This is a genomic window from Tardiphaga sp. 285_C5_N1_2 (assembly GCF_052076065.1).
In the GTDB taxonomy this organism is placed as follows: domain Bacteria; phylum Pseudomonadota; class Alphaproteobacteria; order Rhizobiales; family Xanthobacteraceae; genus Tardiphaga; species Tardiphaga robiniae.
Window position 1 is genome coordinate 785,813 of the sequence record NZ_CP197241.1, and the last position, 16,582, is coordinate 802,394.

A 16,582-nucleotide genomic window follows, 5' to 3' on the forward strand; every position below is an offset into this window, starting at 1 on the left:
TCTCGCTGCGGTTCTCCGTCGGTTAGCCCAGGATAGATTGGTATAGAGCCAGGTAGCGATCTGCCATTCTATCGACGGTAAAGTGCTCAGAAACCGCCGCCCGGCAGGCGCATCTATCCAGTTCACCAATGCGCTCAACGGCTTGAACAGCTTCGAGGGCGCTATTGACCAGGAAACCTGTCACGCCATCTGTGATCAATTCGGGCATCGATCCGCGGTTACGCGCGATCACCGGTGTTCCGCAGGCAAGCGCCTCAACAACTGATAACCCGAATGGTTCGTCGAAATTGATCAGGTGAAGCAATGCCCGTGCGGATCCCAGAACGCGTGTCCGCTCCAGACCTCCGACCGAACCGAGATAAGTCGCGGACCTTCCCAGTGCTGGCACCACATGACGTCGATGATAGTCCGCATCCTGAACGATACCGGCCATGATGAGGTGGCGGCCAACCGCTTCGGCAGTTGCTATCGCTTCCGCAGCCCCTTTATCGGGATGAATGCGACCGAAGAATAGAAGGTCGTCGCTGCCAAGCGGATCGAAGGGAAAATCGTCGATCGGAATGCCGTGATGGATCGTTGCCGCATAGCGAAGGTCGGGATGGCGATTGGCATCGCTGATTGCGACATAATGGACGCGATCCTCATATTCCTTGAAAACCGGAACGATACGGGCTGATGAAAAGCCGTGAATGGTTGTGACGACTGGCGTGTCCACAAGGCGAGAGAAGCCCAGCGGTACAAAATCTGCCTGATTGTGGATGATGTCGAATTCGCTGGCGCGCTCGAAGACATTTGCAACATGCAGGAGTTCCCACGCCTTGGCGTCGAGCGACGGGTCCTCAGAGTATGGTGCCGGCACGACACCTGCGAGATTTCCCGATGTCAAACTGTCCTTCGTGGCAAACAGTGTGACGTCAACTCCCCGCAAGAGCAGTGCCTCCGTCAGCAAGCTCGTCACGAGTTCCCACGGGCCGTAATGCCGGGGAGGAGTTCGCCAGGATATAGGCGCTAACATCGCGACACGCATCGTGTTTAGCCTCGCAGGATGGATGGCGGATAATCAGCTACGTCAATCCGGGCACGGCGGATATATGGGCCGACGGATTGGTGGAGGCCCGCTGTAAATTGGATTGACGCGACGACTCAGGAGCGCATGGTGAATGTCATCGATGGCTGGTTCGATGGTGTCATCATCACTGCAGAATGAGAGGCGCTCCGCCCGTCATCTGTCAAGAGCAAGCGCCCCGATCGCTGCAGAACAGCGCGCGGCGCCTTCAGATAAACAGGCAGGAAGCGACCTTTTGTAAATGCTGTTTCGAAAGTGAGGCTCGACATGGTGGCTATGTATCGCCAACCAAACCTGGAAGTCACAGTCACTCCACATCCCCTGCTTTTCTGGGAATGGCAGGTGCAGGACGATGGTGATCTGTTCAACAGTGGCTTCAGCAGCACGCGATGGAAGGCTCGGTATGATGGAAACGCAGCGCTTTTCGAGGTCCTGGCAGCAGGATTTTACTCTGAGCCTCTGTTTGACTGATTGTTAGAAGTGCCGCAACGCGGTCTTGCCCGCAAGGCAATCCGATCTTGCTGGGCTAGCGCGGTTCTTCAATAGGCGCCCAGTGCGTGGGATCAATCCGGGTGACGTTGACGCATCCTGCTTCAGCAAGGGTAATAATCCAGTCGCCGTCGTTCCACCATGCGCGGCAAGCGGTTCGCATTTTTTCCGCCTCGGATTCCATGGCATGATCCGAATTGTCATCGTATCCGCCAGCCAGGAATATTGGCGTTCCGTCTTGTGGTGCGGTGTCTATAGGTAGCCAATTCAACGGTTCATGTCCTTGCAGTGGTGGAAGAAATAAAGCTGATGTTGTCCGACGCGATGACTACGTGCCGCGCACGCGGTTCACGTTGATTTTGCGACAATGTGGGGTGGACGTCGGTGTTTGAAGGCTGAGATGCAGAGGATTCCTTTTTCGGCTTCGTCGGCAAGAAGCATAAGTAGCCGGTACACCTCGGGACTGCTTTGGGCGGCTGCCAAACGTCTGTACCGAGCAGCACGCGCGACGTTCATGGACAGGCCGTCGTCAGATGCTGCGTGTCTGCCAGCCTGATGGAGGTCATGTGGTCGTCCGAATGACTGGTTGCGAAGCGATAATGGCATCGAGTGCTGCTCTACCGAGTTGCCGCGCTTCATCTTCGTAAAGCGGTGATGGCATGTCGCCCATCGTATCCCAGGTCTTTCTGATTGCCTTCGCAGCAACCTCGACCGCCGCATCATATTCGGACTGCTCGTTACATCTGGCGTGCTGCGGCGTGTGTTGAAGGTCATTCACGGCACTGAATTCCAGCTCTGACATTGAGAAACCCTCTCAAGTTGAGATCGTGCAAGATCTGCTTCCGTTCAATCGAGGATTTGGCGTCACGCAGATTATGACGCGTTCTGACCGGAGGTGATTTAGCCCTGCTGAATAACGACGCGGCAACAATTAAGAAGAGCTAAGAGGAGGGACAGTAGTACCAAAGGCAGAGGCCGATCCCGGAATTGATCGTCCAACGCTCTGATATGGCCACCCCTTGTTGAGGGGGAAACAGTGCTCACAGACGCCGGTAGAAGCCGTGGTTCTTGCGATGATCTTTAGATCTTACGCTTCCGGTCGGAAATTACGAATGGAGGATATTATTTTGGAAGCACGAATTGTGTCGCTTCCGGTTTCTGTAGCCGATGCTTCCTCGCATCTGCGATTAGTTGCAGTTGTCCGGCTTTTCGCATGGCAAGCGTTCGCTCGTCTCCGTGAGGGAGTTGAGCAGCTGCCGCAAGCGCGATCATCGCGGCGTGCTCAGCTTCAAGGTGAGAAGCCTTCACCGTCCGGACCTGTGCTGTTGCGATTCCAAAGTACATTCGGAGGTAGGCATGGCAGTCCCGAGACATTGGGCGGGAGCGCGACCGAACTCTCTGTCACCGGTGAATGCCTAAGGAGGGCCGATGATGCGGTGCAGTAGATGCCCTTTATGTTCGGAAGTCGACCTAATTCGAAGGTTCTGATTTGCCGCCGGAATCGCTGAGGTCAATCCGCTGGACTGCCCGTGCCTTGGGTGGCTGGTTCAGGAGAATAGGGGGCCTACGGATACATGCGACCGCGGTATGGCGTAGGTGAAGAAAGTCGGATGTCGTCGTGCGGGTCTGCGTCCGGCTCTAGGCGGAGCGGCGCAGACGATATTTTCTGTCGACGACAGGTGGCGTTGCAACGAGCTTTACAGTCCACTTTGCTGCCGATGCATCCATCACGACGGATCTCACCGATCCCGTGACTGTTTGACCGTTCAGCTGAAGTGCGCGCGGCAGCCCGTGATATTGAGCCAGACGAGCGCGCCTGGCCTCGACGAGGTCCGTGATTTCGATGACCTGCATCTGCGACTCCAGAGTTGGCGCGGTACGCTCGACAAGACCCGCGCTACAGGACGGGTAGCATCGTATGGTTAATGAAATGCGTCAGATCGTCTTCAGCAATTCCGATGCTGAAGGCAAGTCAGCGGGCGGGATTGCCATCCAGATTTTGGGACCCCGTATGAGCGCCCGCGGCCCTTCATTGTCGCAAATGAGCCACTCGGTTTCGTCCCAGATGACGAGGCATGGAAATGTCTGAGACAGCTTGTCCTTGTTTCCGCGTATCCATGTTCCACCCGCAACGATGATCCTTTCATCGTCCTTCGGTGCGGTGCTGATTGGTTGCCACCCGTCGCCCATTTGATCGCCCCTTTGTCTGCGCCTCAGTGCGACTCAAACGCGAGGCCGCAACGTCCAGTTAAAGCGTGCAGACCTTGGCTGCCACATGAAACTTGCTCCCGATTGGCAGGCAGCTAGGCGATTACGGAAGGGCTGTGCATCAAGTCGCATAGTGTCGCGACGAATTTGATTGACCGTCACGGGCATAGGCGCATGGTTCCACCATGGCCTTCAATTTCACCTCCGACGTCAAATCCAAGCAAAAAGATTGCTGGCTAATTCTGAACTTCAGCGGAGAGGAGATTTCCCTGTCGTTCGACGATGCAATCGAGCTTAAGATCCAAATCAATCACGTCCTGGAAACGGGAACTCCCAACGAACGGAAGATCGTGAGCGAAGCTGACAGCTGGTCGGCGCTGTGTGTGCCAAATGCGGGCGGTTTCGGGGTTGCCTTTGTCCTGTCGGCGACGTCGACGATAAAACTATGGCTGGATGCCAGGCAGGCCGAGCGCTTTTCTGCAGAACTTCAGACGTTTATCGATCTGGTTGGGAGTCGGAGTTGAAGGGCTTCTGGCACGGCTATGTCGAACTGGTATTGGCAGGCGTGACGTACGAAGCCAGTTACGACATCCTGGATGGCATGGTTCAATTGACCATTGGCCAGTTGATCGTAGTCGCAGAACCGCTGCCGGGTGCGACGTATGAGGAAAGTGCGCTCTACGCTTTGGAACAGTTCGCGACCGGAAAAATCGTCGCGCGGGGCTAGAGCCGCTCCCCGGGTGCTGGGTCAGCTCGCTGCCACTTCGCCTGCTTTTGTCGTCTCATAGGCAATGTCTGTCTTGTTCATGATGAGGGGCGATAGCCACCCGAGATCGACAAGGCGCTGGTATTTGCTGCGATCGATATTGCCAGCCGTATATTTTGCGCCGCCGTGCAGGACGATCTCACGGATCAGTTCCAGGTCTTCATGTGTCATGATTGCTCCATCTGGCATGATCGCCGATGCGCGTCGGAGCGCCCCGGAAGGGGATTGGACATTTTGATTGAATTTTCTGGTTCTCGATCACCCGCGAACGCGGTAGCGCTATCGAGCGCATGGATCATGCGTCGGGTGCCCGTGACCTCAGATGCTGCAGCTATGCTGGCGATGCGCTCTGTTCGACTATTTCTTTCGGGGCTTTTCCGCCTCGGGGTGCATCAGCCCCTTCATGGTCGGAGCTGCTGCGATCGTCTTAGCCTTGTCCTTCTTGGGCTTCTTTACTTCGCGATTGTTCCGTTGTTCGCCTTTGGCCATGGTTTGGTCCTCCGCCCGCACTGGGCTTCGGTGACATTAGCACGTCGGTTGGGTCTCCCGGAGATTATGTTGCCTAAAGCCGCTGTCGCATCGTGGCATCGCGGGCGGACGACCGCCACCCGTCGTCCTGGCAGCCGACAGCCGCATCAATTCAGGAGATGGAAGTTTGCTTGATTGACTCCTTCCTGAATTCAGGGTTGCTATCGTTGAGAGACAACCGGGAGAACTGAAGTGACCACTGGCGTAGTAAAATGGTTCAATGCGACGAAGGGCTTCGGCTTTATCCAGCCGGACGATGGCAGCAAAGACGTCTTTGTTCACATCTCGGCCGTCGAGAAGGCGGGGCTGAGCACTTTGAATGAAGGGGCCAAGGTCAGCTTTGAGGAAGTGGCCAACCGTGGCAAGACGTCGGCAGAAAACCTTCGGGTTGGCTGATCGGGCCTCTTTTGCCTGGCGCCGCAAGTCTGGTGGCGCCCGGCTGTCGGCCAAATGACCACATAACTGGCAGCCCGTCGGACTTGTCCCGGCGGGCGTTTCGCGATGATTTCAGCGGCCGGTTGGTGTCGCGTCGGCTTTCGCGAATGATGGTCAGGAATGCTCGTTTGGGCCAAGTAAATTCAAGCTGCCGTGCAGCTATCCATATCGTTGTGCATGATTGTCTGGCTGGCGCGGCTATCCCATTTGACCGTGACGCTACTCCAGTCCTTGGCGATGACGGTGCCAAAGTCATTTTTATCGTTCTTCCAAAAGACTGTCGTTCCGAGAACGAGCGCCCTTGATTTTTCACCGGTCACTGTGCGTCTCCCAAAAGTTCTACTTGCCGTTTGGTGAAAGATGCCGGCCACGGACGAGCTGGTCGTGCTGAGAAGCCACATCCAATTGCCTTTACGGTAAAGCTAAGCCAGCTCTTATTTGTCCATCGCTGCGAGCAGGCTTCTTATATCGATCGTCGCGATGTTCGAGTAACTGTCCGAAATCGCATACGGGAAGATAATTTGATCGCCATGCCGCATTGCGCCGCATGTATAGACGACGTTCGGCACATATCCTTCGCGCTCGGACGGCGCAGGTCGAAGGAGCGGTTCGTCCAGGCGCCCCAGCACCTTCGTCGGGTCGTTTTTGTCGAGCAGTGCTGCTCCTATCGAATACTTGCGGACCGGGCCGACTCCGTGGGTCAGCAATAGCCAGCCCTCATCTAATTCGATAGGTGAGCCGCAGTTGCCGATTTGAATGAACTCCCAAGGGGCGGCCGGCTTCAGGATCGGCGTGCCGCCATCCCATGTATAAAGATCATCCGAATAGATCAGGTAGAGGTTTTCATTGTCTTGCCGCGCGATCATCGCGAACCGCCCGTCGATTTTCCGGGGGAAAAGTGCCATGCCCTTGTTATGTGATGCGCTACCTCTGAGGGCTGAAAAGCGAAACGTGACGAAGTCGGACGTCTCGATGATCTCCGAGCGGATCGTCCTGCCGCTATAGGCCGTGTAAGTCGCGTAGTAGACTGTTCGCTCGGAATGCTCGAATTTCACGAAGCGCGCATCCTCGATGCCGTTCGATTGCGACTCCGTAATCGGAAAAATGACCCGCTCGCTGATATCCTCGCTGCTACGAAACGTGACGGCGACATCCTCGCCGCCAGGCCCAGACCCGAGGTGTTGAACTGCTGGATTTGATGCGAGGCGTGCGGTCGGATCGATGCTCACGGTTCCGTCGGTATCCACAAGGCCCGTGCGAAATGTCAGGGATGACACATGGCCTTCTCCGACGGCGCGCAGGCTGAGGATGAAGCGCAGGGCGCCGGCCGTCGTTCCCGATTGATCGGGGTGAGGCACGATGCTCGGATTGAAGAGTGCCGATGCTTCAAACGAGTATTCACTCAGGAAATAGGCGCCGACTAGCTGACGCTGAATCGTCGTGAACCGGCTATGGCCGTGGAATGCATCTTCCATTTCGTCAGCGCGGGCCTCGAATGTCTGAAGCAGATTCCGGTGGCGGCCCAGAAAGTTTTCAAGCACGTCGGCCAACTGATGCTCTGCCTGCTCGGGACTGAGCGCAAGAATCCGGTCGACAATATGATTGGCGCGCGTTTTATCTGTCGGATTGAGATCGCGTGGCTCCGTCGCAGGTTTAAACGGCCGTACGATGACTCGGGACGCATCGGGCCGGAGATAGAGCGCCTGGCGATTCAGTATCGGAGATGAGGGCAAAAGGAATCTCAATTATCTGCTGAGAGAGGGAGTGCAACGTAATCAGGCCACGCGGGTCGCGGACTTGGATTGATCCTCGGCGATACGTGCCATGTGCCGAATTTCGGATAGTCCGAGCAGGTAGGATACGACTGACTCGCCACCGCGGTTCTCATTCGCACGGTCCGGATGGAGTCCGTCACGACAGCTTCCTGTCTCAAGATCGACGAGCGGGATAGAAAGGTCATTGCTGCCGAGGAACCATGCGAAGACCCGGGCGGCTTCGCTCTTCCATTCAATGTTTTGGTCGGCGCGCCATGCCGCAAGGCTGGCCGCGATGGTGGCGGCAGCCTCGACAGGCTGTTGGTCGAAGCTGCGTGGCTGGCGCCGGACGTCGTGAAATCCCTCCGTGCCCACCGGCCTGAACTGACCGCTGGCCGAGGTTTGCTGTGTCAGCAGCCAGCGTAGGCTTCTCAGCCCGGCATTGAGATAGTCCGGCCGTTTCATCGCAGTGCCGGTGAGAATCAAGGCTTGGCAGAGTCTAGCGTTGTCATAGGAAAGTCCGTCTTCGAACCACACCCAATCGCTCGTCTCGACTTTCTCAAGAAGCGAGACGAGCCTGTTGGCCAGAGCCGTCCGGATTGCATTGGCACGGCTATTGTCGGTGACGATCGTGCAATACGCATCGAGTCCCAGCAATACGAACGCCCAGGCACGGGGCGAGAGGAAATCGCCGACCTTTGGCAAGGCCTCGGCAAAGAGGGCTGCGGCCCAGGTCCGCCGAGAGGGGTTCGCATCCGAAAGAGCGCAAACGCCCAGCGCCCAGAGCGTGCGCCCATGACTATCTTCCGATCCGCTTTCTTCCAGCCAGCTGCGATCGAAAGCCATGAAATTTCGAAACCGGTGCGTCTCAGGATTCCACGCATGCTGGACGAAAGCTGCAAAGCGGGAGGTCAGGACCTCCGACAGACGCAGTTCTCCTGGAGTGTTCAACGCGCATGCCAGCAGCAGCGCGCGGGCATTGTCGTCGATGCAATAGCCATGCAAGCGATCCGGAACACTGTGAACCGCATGCTGGAGCAACCCGGTGTCGTCGCACATCGACAGGAAGTGACCAATCTGCATCTCGGGAGGCGCGCGACTATCTCGCAGGAGCGTACTCGTATCCGACTTTGCAATGGTCTTGAGCCGGTGGCGGCGACCCGCGTTCTCGAAAACGGACATGTATCGCTCGGCCGTCCGTTCCCACGTCATGGAGCGGCTGCTGGCATAGGCGCGCTTGCGCATCGCTTGGCGCAGTGGCGCATTGATCAGGAGCTTTTCGATCTCGACGCCGATCGCATTCGCATCCGCGAACGGGACGATAATGCCGCGGCCATCGGCAAGCAGTTCGCGGGCATGCCAATAGGGAGTCGATACCACAGCCTTTCCCAAGCCAAAACTATAGGCCAGGGTGCCTGACGTCATCTGAGATTCGTTCAGATAAGGCGTGACATAGACATCGCACATCGAGATGAAATCGAGCAGGGTCTCTTGGTCAACGAAACGATCAAGGAAGACCACGTGATCCGCGACGCCAGCTTCGCGGGCCCTTGCAATGAGGGATTCGCGATAGGCCTCACCTTCGTCATGTACCAGATTTGGATGAGTTGCGCCCAATACGACATAGACCGCACCCGGACAGGTGCTCAGGATGGACGGCATCGCATCGATCATGAATTCGATGCCCTTATTGGGCGAAAGCAGGCCGAAAGTCAGAATGACAGACCTGCCGGCAAAGCCGAGCCTCGTTTTTGCATCGTCGGGCTCCACAAAAGCGAATTCCGGAATTCCATGTGGAATGATCTCGATCTTCTCTTCGGCGACCTGATAGATGGTTCGAAGCAGTTCCCGACCTTTCTCCGCCATCACCACCACTTTCGACGACATCTCGACAACGCGTGTGAAGACATCCTTTTGTGCGACGGTGGGCTCTGCAAGAACCGTATGGAGTGTCGTCACGATCGGCATCTTGAGCAGCGAGAGAAGCTGGATGATATCGCTCCCGGCTTCGCCGCCGAAGATACCGAATTCATGTTGAAGCGACACCACGTCGAAATGACCGTTGTTCAGGAATTCCGCTGCACGTATGTAGTCGTTGATCAGCTCGTCATTGATCTGAATGCCAACGGTGGCTGGATAGTCGTAGAAATGACCATGATCGGTCATCGCCACGATGATGGTTTTGGAGTCTGCGCGGGCGGCCGCTACTGCGCTTTGCAGATCGGTAGTGAACGTGGCGATCCCACATCGGCGTGGAAGTGAATTGCCAATGAATGCAATGCGGCTGAACACCGTCAATCTGCTGCCTCGCGATTTCAATGTTGAAAGGGCAATCGCTCAAAATTGGCAATGCTGCGCCAGCCGCGGCATATCGGACAATTTCGTGACAAAAGCAGCGCGCGCTCGGCAGGGACCATCAGGGTCATCAATGCGCGCGAGCGCAGGGTGCGCTCTTTCTTCGCGAATAGCCATCAGTATCTTCGAGGGCTGGGAGTTGGAACAAGTCGGTGGGAGGTTAGCGAGAGAGCGGTGATAATAAATCGGTCTTTCAGTGCCAGCCGTGGTAACGCTCGGGCTCACATAGCGGGAGTACGATATGGCCAAGGGAAATCGCGAAACCAAGAAACCGAAGAAGGTGCCGGTCAAGACGATCGCTGCTGCAGAGAGCCTCAAGGGTGGCGGTCCCAAGATCATGCCGGCACTGGCGGCGGTCAGAAAGAAATAGTACCACTCCTCGCGCGGTAGCACTGCACGCTTCCCGTCCGGCGTTGAACAGAGGGCTCGCTCACGCGGCGACGATGCGCCAACGTTACGTCATCGAAATGTTCACAGATCGAGGAAAGACATGTCGATCAAGTCGACCATTCGAGATGCATACGGCACGCCTGCGATGTTCGCCGGCTCCAAGACAGGGCAGGAAGATGCACCGTTTGTTTTCATCAATGTTGGCGGCGAGGAGCGCCGGATGAGATCTACCGAGTGGGAGGCGCTGCCGCCATGGCTAGGCGAGCGCCCGGCCTGGGCAGGCAAAGGCTGACATTCAAGATCTTTCCTCGTCCGCTGGAACGGCGACTTGTCGGGCTTAAACAATACCAACGAGAAAATGTGAGGCCCTGCAGTAGCGGGGCCTTTTTACTGGAGGGCCCCATGGCCGATGGCACAGCTCTATCCGCACCGTCAGCATCTCTTCGGAGGCTTCAGGTCTGACCTTGTCGGCGACCCGCAAGCGGCACGCGCACAAGCTGGCGAAGCAGGAAAGCTGTTCAGAACGAAAATGGCGTCAAGTCGATAAGTTATTGAAATCGCTTGTTAAAAATGGCTGGGGCGGGAGGATTCGAACCTCCGCATGGGGGAATCAAAATCCCCTGCCTTACCACTTGGCGACGCCCCAAAGGCCAAGGCGGTAAAGGGCGGGCTGGGCCCGCGGATCGCTTTGGCTCCGCCGGTCTATAGAGAGAGCTCCGCAATTTCAACCACCTGACAGCGGTGTTCCCCGCTTCTGGAAGCGACTGACTTTTGTGCAATTGGGGTGTCGGCGTCTGCCGGCGCGCGTGAGCCCCTGACGCACTGAATTTTCCGATTTTCGCGGTCGCATATTGGGCGATAGGGCCTGTGAGCTGGCGCGAAGCGAAGTTCCCAAAGCTTGTCCGCGGGCGGGCTCTCGCCCAACACGCTATAGAATGTGTTCGGAACGACCGTTCTAGAGTTGTATATGCGGGATGTGCTTGAGCGAGACCTCGTCGACGGCCTCGCCATACCCCGCATCCGCGTAGCGGATGACGCCGAGGCCCGTGTCGTTGTCGAGGCTCATGGCGAGTCGTTCTGCCGCGGCGGCCGTGCCGTCGGCGATCAGGGTGACGCCGGCGCTGGTCATGTAGCCGGCATAGCCGCCGCCGCCGGAATGAACGGCGACGAGATCGGCCTGGGATGAACACAGCGCCATCGCGTCGAGCAGCGGCCAGTCAGCGATGGCATCCGAGCCGTCGCGCATGTTCTCGGTCATGATGTTCGGATGCGCCATGCCGGCGGCGTCGAGATGATCGCGCGAGAAGGCGACCGGTCCCTTGAGCGTGCCATTGGCAACGAGTTCATTCACGCCCAGCGCCAGTTCACTGCGCTCGCCATGACCGAGCCAGGCGATGCGTGCCGGCAGGCCTTCGAAAGGCACATACTGGCGAGCGAGCTTGATCCAGTTCGAGACGATCTGATTGTTGCCGAACAGGCGCAGCACGAGATCGTCGATGGCAGCGATATCCTTGGGGTCGCCCGAAAGCGCCATCCAGCGGAACGGACCGATGGCGCGCGCAAATAGCGGGCGCAGATAGGCTTCCGTGAAAATGGGGATGTCGAAGGCATTCGCGACGCCGCCTTCCTTGGCGTGGGTCCGAATGAGGTTGCCGTTGTCGAACACTTCCGCGCCGCGCGCCTGAAAGGTCAGCATGGCGCGCACATGGTCGACAATCGACGCACGGCTCTCCGCCATCAACTGTTCCGGCGCTGACTTGCGCATGACGCGCGCTTCCTCGAGCGATCGGGTCCGGGGTACATAGCCGAACACTAGATCGTGCGCTGCGGTCTGGTCGGTCACCACATCGGGGATGATGCCGCGCCGGGCGATTTCCGGATAGATATCGGCGGCATTGCCGACAAGGCCGACCGACAACGCGCGGCGCTCCGCCTTCGCGGCGGCGATCATCTCCAGCGCAGAATCAAGATCGGGGGCGATCACTTCGAGATAACCGATCTCCTTGCGCTTGCGCGCGCGCTCCGGATCGATGTCAACGGTGAGGATCGCCGCACCGGCCATGCGGCCTGCGAGCGGCTGCGAACCGCCCATGCCACCGAGCCCGGCTGTCAGCACGAAGCGCCCAGCGAGGGTGCCGCCGAAGCGACGTTCGGCGATACGCATGAAGATCTCGTAGGTGCCCTGAATGACGCCCTGCGAGCCGATATACTGCCAGGCGCCGGCCGTGAGTCCGCCCCAGCAGATCAGGCCTTTGCGCTCGAGCTCGTAGAAGATCTCAGCCTTCGCCCATTGGCCCACGATGTTGCAATTCGCCATGATCACCAGCGGCGCCTTGGCGTGCGTGCGCAGCAGGCCGACCGGCTTGCCGGACTGGATGACGAGCGTCTGGTCTTCCTCCATGGTCGTCAGAGCCTGCACAATCGCCTTGTGTGCTGGCCAGTTACGGGCCGCGCGCCCCAGTGCGGCATAGACAACCAGGTTCGACGGATCCTCACCGACCGCGAGCACGTTTTCCAGAAGGCGCAACAGACCTTCCTGCCGCCAGCCCTTGGCGCGCAGCTTTGGGCCGCCAGGAATCGGAAAATCGGGGTGCCGTGGATTCGCTGATGTCATGACGGACTCCTGCGATGTCTCAGGCCAGTGCGTAGCGCGCGATCTCGATGCCCATGGCGCGTTCGACGGAGGGATAGACCGCCGGATCCTTGACGCTGGAGGCAAGCGGAATGATCGTCTTCGGCACATGGAACAGATGCACGTTCATGCCGACTTCGAGATGGCCGACGCTCATCGGCTCGGCCTCGTCGGACAGTGTGGCGATGATGTCCGGGAAGGTCGCGAGACGCTTACCATTTGCATCGACGATGGCCATGTATTCGTTCATCACATGCAGCGTGATGGCGCGGTCGCCTTCGCCGATGGTTAGGGTGCCGATGTCGAAGGCTTCCGGTGTGTAGACCACATTTTTTGCGGTGATCTTGCCGCTGCCGAGGATGGAGCCACCGGTGTCCTTGCAGATCGCGTCGATCACGGCAGTCGCTCCTTTCGGCTCGGCGGCGAGGATGGCTTCACCGAGGCGCAGCGCGAGCGAGATGCCGCCCAAAGCGGCGTTGTCGCGCACATAGGACGCGCGCACCGGATTGCGGCAGGAGGCAATGAAGCCGCCGGACATATCGCCTGCGGTACGCAGGATCGGCGATACCTTGGCGGTGGCGCCGCGTACGGTGAGTTCGATGTAGCGGTTCTCGGCGCGGTTGCCGCCGGCGGCGGTCTGGATCATCGGCTCGGGCGAGCCGGCGAGACCGATCGATCCCATGTCGCCGGTCGGATGTGCGCGCATGTCGCCGACGGCATCGACCACCTTGGTGCCGAGCAGGGCCGATGGTAGCCACGCATTCATGGTGGACGACTTGCCATTCTGGCCGATGATGAGGCCTTTCAGCGGTTCACCCAGCGCGTCCTGCAGCAGTTGCACGGCGCGGACGTAATCCTTGCCCTGCATCTCCCAGGCGGTGGTCGACGCCGGCGCGCCGATCGCAGCGGCTGTGGCGACCCAGTCGTCATCGTCGAGTTCGTCGATCGACACGAGCTCAGGCTTGCCGACGAGAATCGCGGCGCGGCCGAGCATGCGCCCGTGATCCGCCCAGCCGCCGCCACCGGCAGCATAGATACCGCCGCCGCGCACGGCGGCTTCAATATCGCGTTCGGTCAGAATACGTCCCATCGGAATGTCTCCTCGGCAGATGTTCTTGTGTTCGATACGTGGTCGGTGATCGGAACGGCGGGCGTCACGCCACCGGCAGTCGTTCCGAGAGAAGCAGCGGTGGCCGCACGAATTGTCCGCTGCCGGGTTCGGCGAGAACCTTGCTGCCATCGAAAGCAAGCTGGCCGCGCACGTAGGTCGCAGCCACGGTCCATGGCAGCGTGATGCCGTTATAGGGCGACCAGCCGACCACGTTGTTGCCGCTTGCCGCGCCGTCATAGACGATGGGCTTATCCACCAGCACGGTGATGTCGGCGTCGAGGCCGGGCGCCAGCGCGCCCTTGCGATCGTCGATGCGGAAGTGCCGCGCCGGATTGAACGACATCAGCTTCGCGGCATGGGTCAGCGGCAGCTTGCGTTCGACGAGGCCCTTTACCAGCAGCGGCACCATGGCTTCGAGGCCGGGGACGCCAGACGCGTTGGCGAGCATGTCCGGATTGATCTTGCGATCTTCCGACCAGCTGACGTGATCGGTCGAGACCAGCGAGACGCGTCCGGCTGCAAGCTCTGCCCAGAGCGCCTCGACATCGGCACGCGGACGCACCGGCGGATTGATCTTGGCCTTGCCGCCGAGGCGGGAGACGTCATTCTCCTCGTCGAGCACGAGATAGTGGATGCAGCATTCCACCGTGGCGTGATGACCCTCGGAGCGATACCACGCCGCAATGTCATAACCGCGTGCGACAGAACAATGCACCACATGAGCGGGACAACCGGTCTCGGCGCCGGTCTCATAGATCTGCAGCATCGCGAGGATTTCGGCGAGCGGCGGGCGCGACATGGCATGCGCGCGCCAGTCGGTAATGCCTTTTGCCTTCACCTTGGCGACGGCATCGCGGATGAATTCGTCGTCCTCGTTGTGGACGCCGGCGGCTAGGCCGGTCGGCGCAATGGCGGCGAAACAATCGGCGAGCAGCGGCGCGGGGATGCGCGGAAAGCGCTTCGGGTCAGTGCCGAAGGTGGAGAACTTGAAGGCAGCGACACCGGCCTTGGCCTGTTCGGCGATGCGTGCCGGACCTTCTTCGGGGTCGATGGTGCCATAGAGCGCGAAATCCACGCGCGCCTGTTTGCTCGCATGGGCAATCTTGCGCTCGACCGCAGCAGCCGAGCAGACCAGATCGCCTTCATCATAGGGCATGTCGACGATGGTGGTCACACCGCCGGCTGCGGCGGAGCGCGTCGACCAGATGAAATCTTCCTGATTGCGCTGCGACAGCGAGTGCACCTGCGCGTCGATGGCGCCCGGCAGGATCATGCCGGACTTGAAATCCTGCCGCTCGCGCGCGGCAGGCGGCGTGCCTTCCCCGACGGCACCCACGCGCCCGTCACGGACCGCGACCCAGCCGTTCTCGATGATGCTGTCGTGACCGATCACCTTGCCGGTGAGAACCAGATCGAAATCCATGTGCAACTCCACATTCGCCGCCGGCGAGCCGGCTTGTCGTGATGGTCCCGCGGGACCGTGTGTCCTAGAGCCTGTGCTCCAGCCGCGCGATCAGCCGCACGACTGGTAACAGCAAGAGCAGATAGATGATGGCCGCGAGGATCAGCGGCGATGAGTTGTAGGTGAGCGAGCGCGCCAGATTGGCGGAATGCAGCAGCTCCGGCACCGAGATGACGCTGGCCAGCGTCGTGAGCTTCACCAGCTCGACCGTGTTCGAGAGCAGATCGGGCAGCACGTTGCGGATCGCCTGCGGCAGCGTCACGTAAAGCAATGTCTGTGTGGCGGAGAGTCCGGTGGATCGTGCGGCCTCGCGCTGGCCCTTCGGCACGCTAACCATGCCGGCGCGATAGATCTCGCCGTAGTAACTTGCCGAATTGATCAGGAAGGCGACGGCCACAGCCACCAGCGCGGGCACGCGCAGCCCGATAAAGGGCAGGCCCGCATAGACGAAGACCAGCAGCACGAGCGGCGGAAAGGCGCGAAAGAAATCGACGGCGGCGATCGCCGGCCAGCGCAGCAGGCGATAGGAGCTGGTGGTCAGCAACATCACGAGGACACCGCTGACGAGGCCGATCGGGATCAGGAACGAGCATAGCAGAAGCGTCTGCAGCAAGCCCTGCAGCAGGAACGGTGCGACCTTCGCCATGACGTCGAGATTGAAGAATTCCTGGGTGAACTGCTCCATCAGTGCTCACCCCACCGATAGTTGCGTTCGAGCGTACGGGAGGCGATAACCAGTGGAATGAAGACCAGCACGTAAAGTAGCGCGCCCATCGTCAGCGGCGTCGCATTGGCGGACATCGACAGCGCGGAATTGGCGCGGCCAAGAATCTCGTTGACACCGATGGCGCTGCCAAGCGCGAGGTTCTTGGTGATGGAGATCGCGCGGTTTGTGAGCGGCGGAATGCCGAGGCGGACCGCCTGCGGCAGGATCACATAGCGCAGCGTCTGAGCGAAGGTGAGCCCTGTTGAGCGCGCGGCCAGCCACTGGCCCTTCGGCACTGAGGTAATGCCGGCCCAGAAGATCTCTTCGGCAAAGGCCGCAAGCACCGCGCCGAGGGACATCCACAGCACGATGAGGCTGGGCAGGACGATGCCGATATTTGGGAAGCCGAAGAATAATACCAGGATGATTGCGAGCGGCGGCAGGGAGCGGAAAATGTCGACGAACACGATGATGAGGAAATTGACCGGCTTCCAGCCGATCGCCCGGAGCGCCGCGAGGCCAAAGCCGGCACCGATACCGGTGATGACCACTGCGAGGCCGGCGAGAATGGTAACGCCGGCGCCCTGCAAAATCTCCCAGCCGTACTTCATCGCGATATCCGCATTGAAGAAGGTGAAGACGAAGCGGTCCCAGTTGCTCATCGCGTCGGCGGCGGTCAT

The 16,582-nt window shown here is 59.3% G+C and carries 19 protein-coding genes and 1 tRNA gene; 5 read left to right on the forward strand and 15 right to left on the reverse strand.

From position 1 onward, the window contains the following. Nucleotides 1-22: 22 nt before the first annotated feature. The 4 genes from AB7951_RS03675 to AB7951_RS03690 all read right to left on the reverse strand — a co-directional run bounded on the left by AB7951_RS03675 (nt 23) and on the right by AB7951_RS03690 (nt 3,409). Nucleotides 23-958, reverse strand: a complete 936-nt coding sequence (locus AB7951_RS03675) for a glycosyltransferase family 4 protein (protein WP_199711959.1) — start codon at nt 956-958, stop codon at nt 23-25. A 634-nt stretch (nt 959-1,592) separates the two neighbouring features. Further along, nucleotides 1,593-1,739 (reverse strand): hypothetical protein, encoded by a 147-nt coding sequence (locus AB7951_RS03680; RefSeq protein ID WP_158596715.1) that lies wholly within the window; start codon nt 1,737-1,739, stop codon nt 1,593-1,595. 378 nt (nt 1,740-2,117) lie between these two features. Further along, on the reverse strand, nt 2,118-2,357 hold the full coding sequence (locus tag AB7951_RS03685) for a hypothetical protein (RefSeq protein WP_093756916.1): 240 nt from the start codon (nt 2,355-2,357) through the stop codon (nt 2,118-2,120). An 836-nt stretch (nt 2,358-3,193) separates the two neighbouring features. Beyond that, the gene (locus tag AB7951_RS03690) at nt 3,194-3,409 is read right to left on the reverse strand and encodes a hypothetical protein (protein WP_147421564.1); all 216 of its coding nucleotides are present in this window, start codon (nt 3,407-3,409) and stop codon (nt 3,194-3,196) included. A gap of 539 nt (nt 3,410-3,948) precedes the next feature. Between AB7951_RS03690 and AB7951_RS03695 the strand changes: the two genes are divergently transcribed. Together AB7951_RS03695 and AB7951_RS03700 are read left to right on the forward strand one after the other, a co-directional pair. After that, nucleotides 3,949-4,287, forward strand: a complete 339-nt coding sequence (locus AB7951_RS03695; protein ID WP_068734854.1) for a hypothetical protein — start codon at nt 3,949-3,951, stop codon at nt 4,285-4,287. Beyond that, entirely contained in the window at nt 4,284-4,490 is a 207-nt protein-coding gene (locus tag AB7951_RS03700; RefSeq protein ID WP_089266057.1) for a hypothetical protein, read from the forward strand. The genes AB7951_RS03695 and AB7951_RS03700 overlap by 4 nt, the downstream gene beginning before the upstream one ends. 21 nt (nt 4,491-4,511) lie before the next feature. Here the strand turns inward: AB7951_RS03700 and AB7951_RS03705 are convergent, their stop codons facing one another. Both AB7951_RS03705 and AB7951_RS03710 read right to left on the reverse strand, forming a co-directional pair. Next, nucleotides 4,512-4,700, reverse strand: a complete 189-nt coding sequence (locus AB7951_RS03705) for a hypothetical protein (protein WP_093756915.1) — start codon at nt 4,698-4,700, stop codon at nt 4,512-4,514. A gap of 186 nt (nt 4,701-4,886) precedes the next feature. Next, a complete protein-coding gene (locus AB7951_RS03710; protein WP_256461247.1) occupies nt 4,887-5,018 on the reverse strand; it encodes a hypothetical protein in 132 nt (43 codons plus the stop codon). Between the two features lie 231 nt (nt 5,019-5,249). On the opposite strand from AB7951_RS03710, the gene AB7951_RS03715 reads away from it, so the two are divergent. Continuing rightward, the gene (locus AB7951_RS03715; RefSeq protein WP_068734860.1) at nt 5,250-5,453 is read left to right on the forward strand and encodes a cold-shock protein; all 204 of its coding nucleotides are present in this window, start codon (nt 5,250-5,252) and stop codon (nt 5,451-5,453) included. A gap of 182 nt (nt 5,454-5,635) precedes the next feature. On the opposite strand, the gene AB7951_RS03720 is transcribed toward AB7951_RS03715, so the two are convergent. The 3 genes from AB7951_RS03720 to AB7951_RS03730 all read right to left on the reverse strand — a co-directional run bounded on the left by AB7951_RS03720 (nt 5,636) and on the right by AB7951_RS03730 (nt 9,544). After that, nucleotides 5,636-5,812, reverse strand: coding sequence for a hypothetical protein (locus AB7951_RS03720; RefSeq protein WP_158596714.1), 177 nt, complete (start codon nt 5,810-5,812; stop codon nt 5,636-5,638). Nucleotides 5,813-5,926: 114 nt separating this feature from the next. Then, the gene (locus tag AB7951_RS03725) at nt 5,927-7,225 is read right to left on the reverse strand and encodes a glycoside hydrolase family 130 protein (RefSeq protein WP_120286999.1); all 1,299 of its coding nucleotides are present in this window, start codon (nt 7,223-7,225) and stop codon (nt 5,927-5,929) included. Nucleotides 7,226-7,267: 42 nt separating this feature from the next. After that, nucleotides 7,268-9,544: a glycosyltransferase family 4 protein gene (locus tag AB7951_RS03730; protein ID WP_120286998.1), complete on the reverse strand. Its 2,277-nt coding sequence runs from the start codon at nt 9,542-9,544 to the stop codon at nt 7,268-7,270. Nucleotides 9,545-9,842: 298 nt separating this feature from the next. On the opposite strand from AB7951_RS03730, the gene AB7951_RS03735 reads away from it, so the two are divergent. Both AB7951_RS03735 and AB7951_RS03740 read left to right on the forward strand, forming a co-directional pair. Continuing rightward, the gene (locus tag AB7951_RS03735; RefSeq protein ID WP_439059814.1) at nt 9,843-9,971 is read left to right on the forward strand and encodes a hypothetical protein; all 129 of its coding nucleotides are present in this window, start codon (nt 9,843-9,845) and stop codon (nt 9,969-9,971) included. A gap of 120 nt (nt 9,972-10,091) precedes the next feature. Then, a complete protein-coding gene (locus tag AB7951_RS03740) occupies nt 10,092-10,283 on the forward strand; it encodes a hypothetical protein (RefSeq protein WP_120286997.1) in 192 nt (63 codons plus the stop codon). Nucleotides 10,284-10,562: 279 nt separating this feature from the next. On the opposite strand, the gene AB7951_RS03745 is transcribed toward AB7951_RS03740, so the two are convergent. The 6 genes from AB7951_RS03745 to AB7951_RS03770 form a co-directional block, all read right to left on the reverse strand. Continuing rightward, nucleotides 10,563-10,637 (reverse strand) — tRNA-Gln (locus tag AB7951_RS03745). A gap of 309 nt (nt 10,638-10,946) precedes the next feature. Continuing rightward, nucleotides 10,947-12,605: a urocanate hydratase gene (locus tag AB7951_RS03750; protein ID WP_120286996.1), complete on the reverse strand. Its 1,659-nt coding sequence runs from the start codon at nt 12,603-12,605 to the stop codon at nt 10,947-10,949. A gap of 19 nt (nt 12,606-12,624) precedes the next feature. Next, on the reverse strand, nt 12,625-13,713 hold the full coding sequence (locus tag AB7951_RS03755) for an S-methyl thiohydantoin desulfurase domain-containing protein (protein WP_120286995.1): 1,089 nt from the start codon (nt 13,711-13,713) through the stop codon (nt 12,625-12,627). A gap of 64 nt (nt 13,714-13,777) precedes the next feature. Then, nucleotides 13,778-15,157, reverse strand: a complete 1,380-nt coding sequence (locus tag AB7951_RS03760; protein WP_120286994.1) for a dihydroorotase — start codon at nt 15,155-15,157, stop codon at nt 13,778-13,780. A 64-nt stretch (nt 15,158-15,221) separates the two neighbouring features. Further along, nucleotides 15,222-15,881: an ABC transporter permease subunit gene (locus AB7951_RS03765; protein WP_441255659.1), complete on the reverse strand. Its 660-nt coding sequence runs from the start codon at nt 15,879-15,881 to the stop codon at nt 15,222-15,224. Next, the gene (locus AB7951_RS03770) at nt 15,881-16,582 is read right to left on the reverse strand and encodes an amino acid ABC transporter permease (RefSeq protein WP_199711958.1); all 702 of its coding nucleotides are present in this window, start codon (nt 16,580-16,582) and stop codon (nt 15,881-15,883) included. Before AB7951_RS03770 ends, AB7951_RS03765 begins: the two co-directional genes overlap by 1 nt.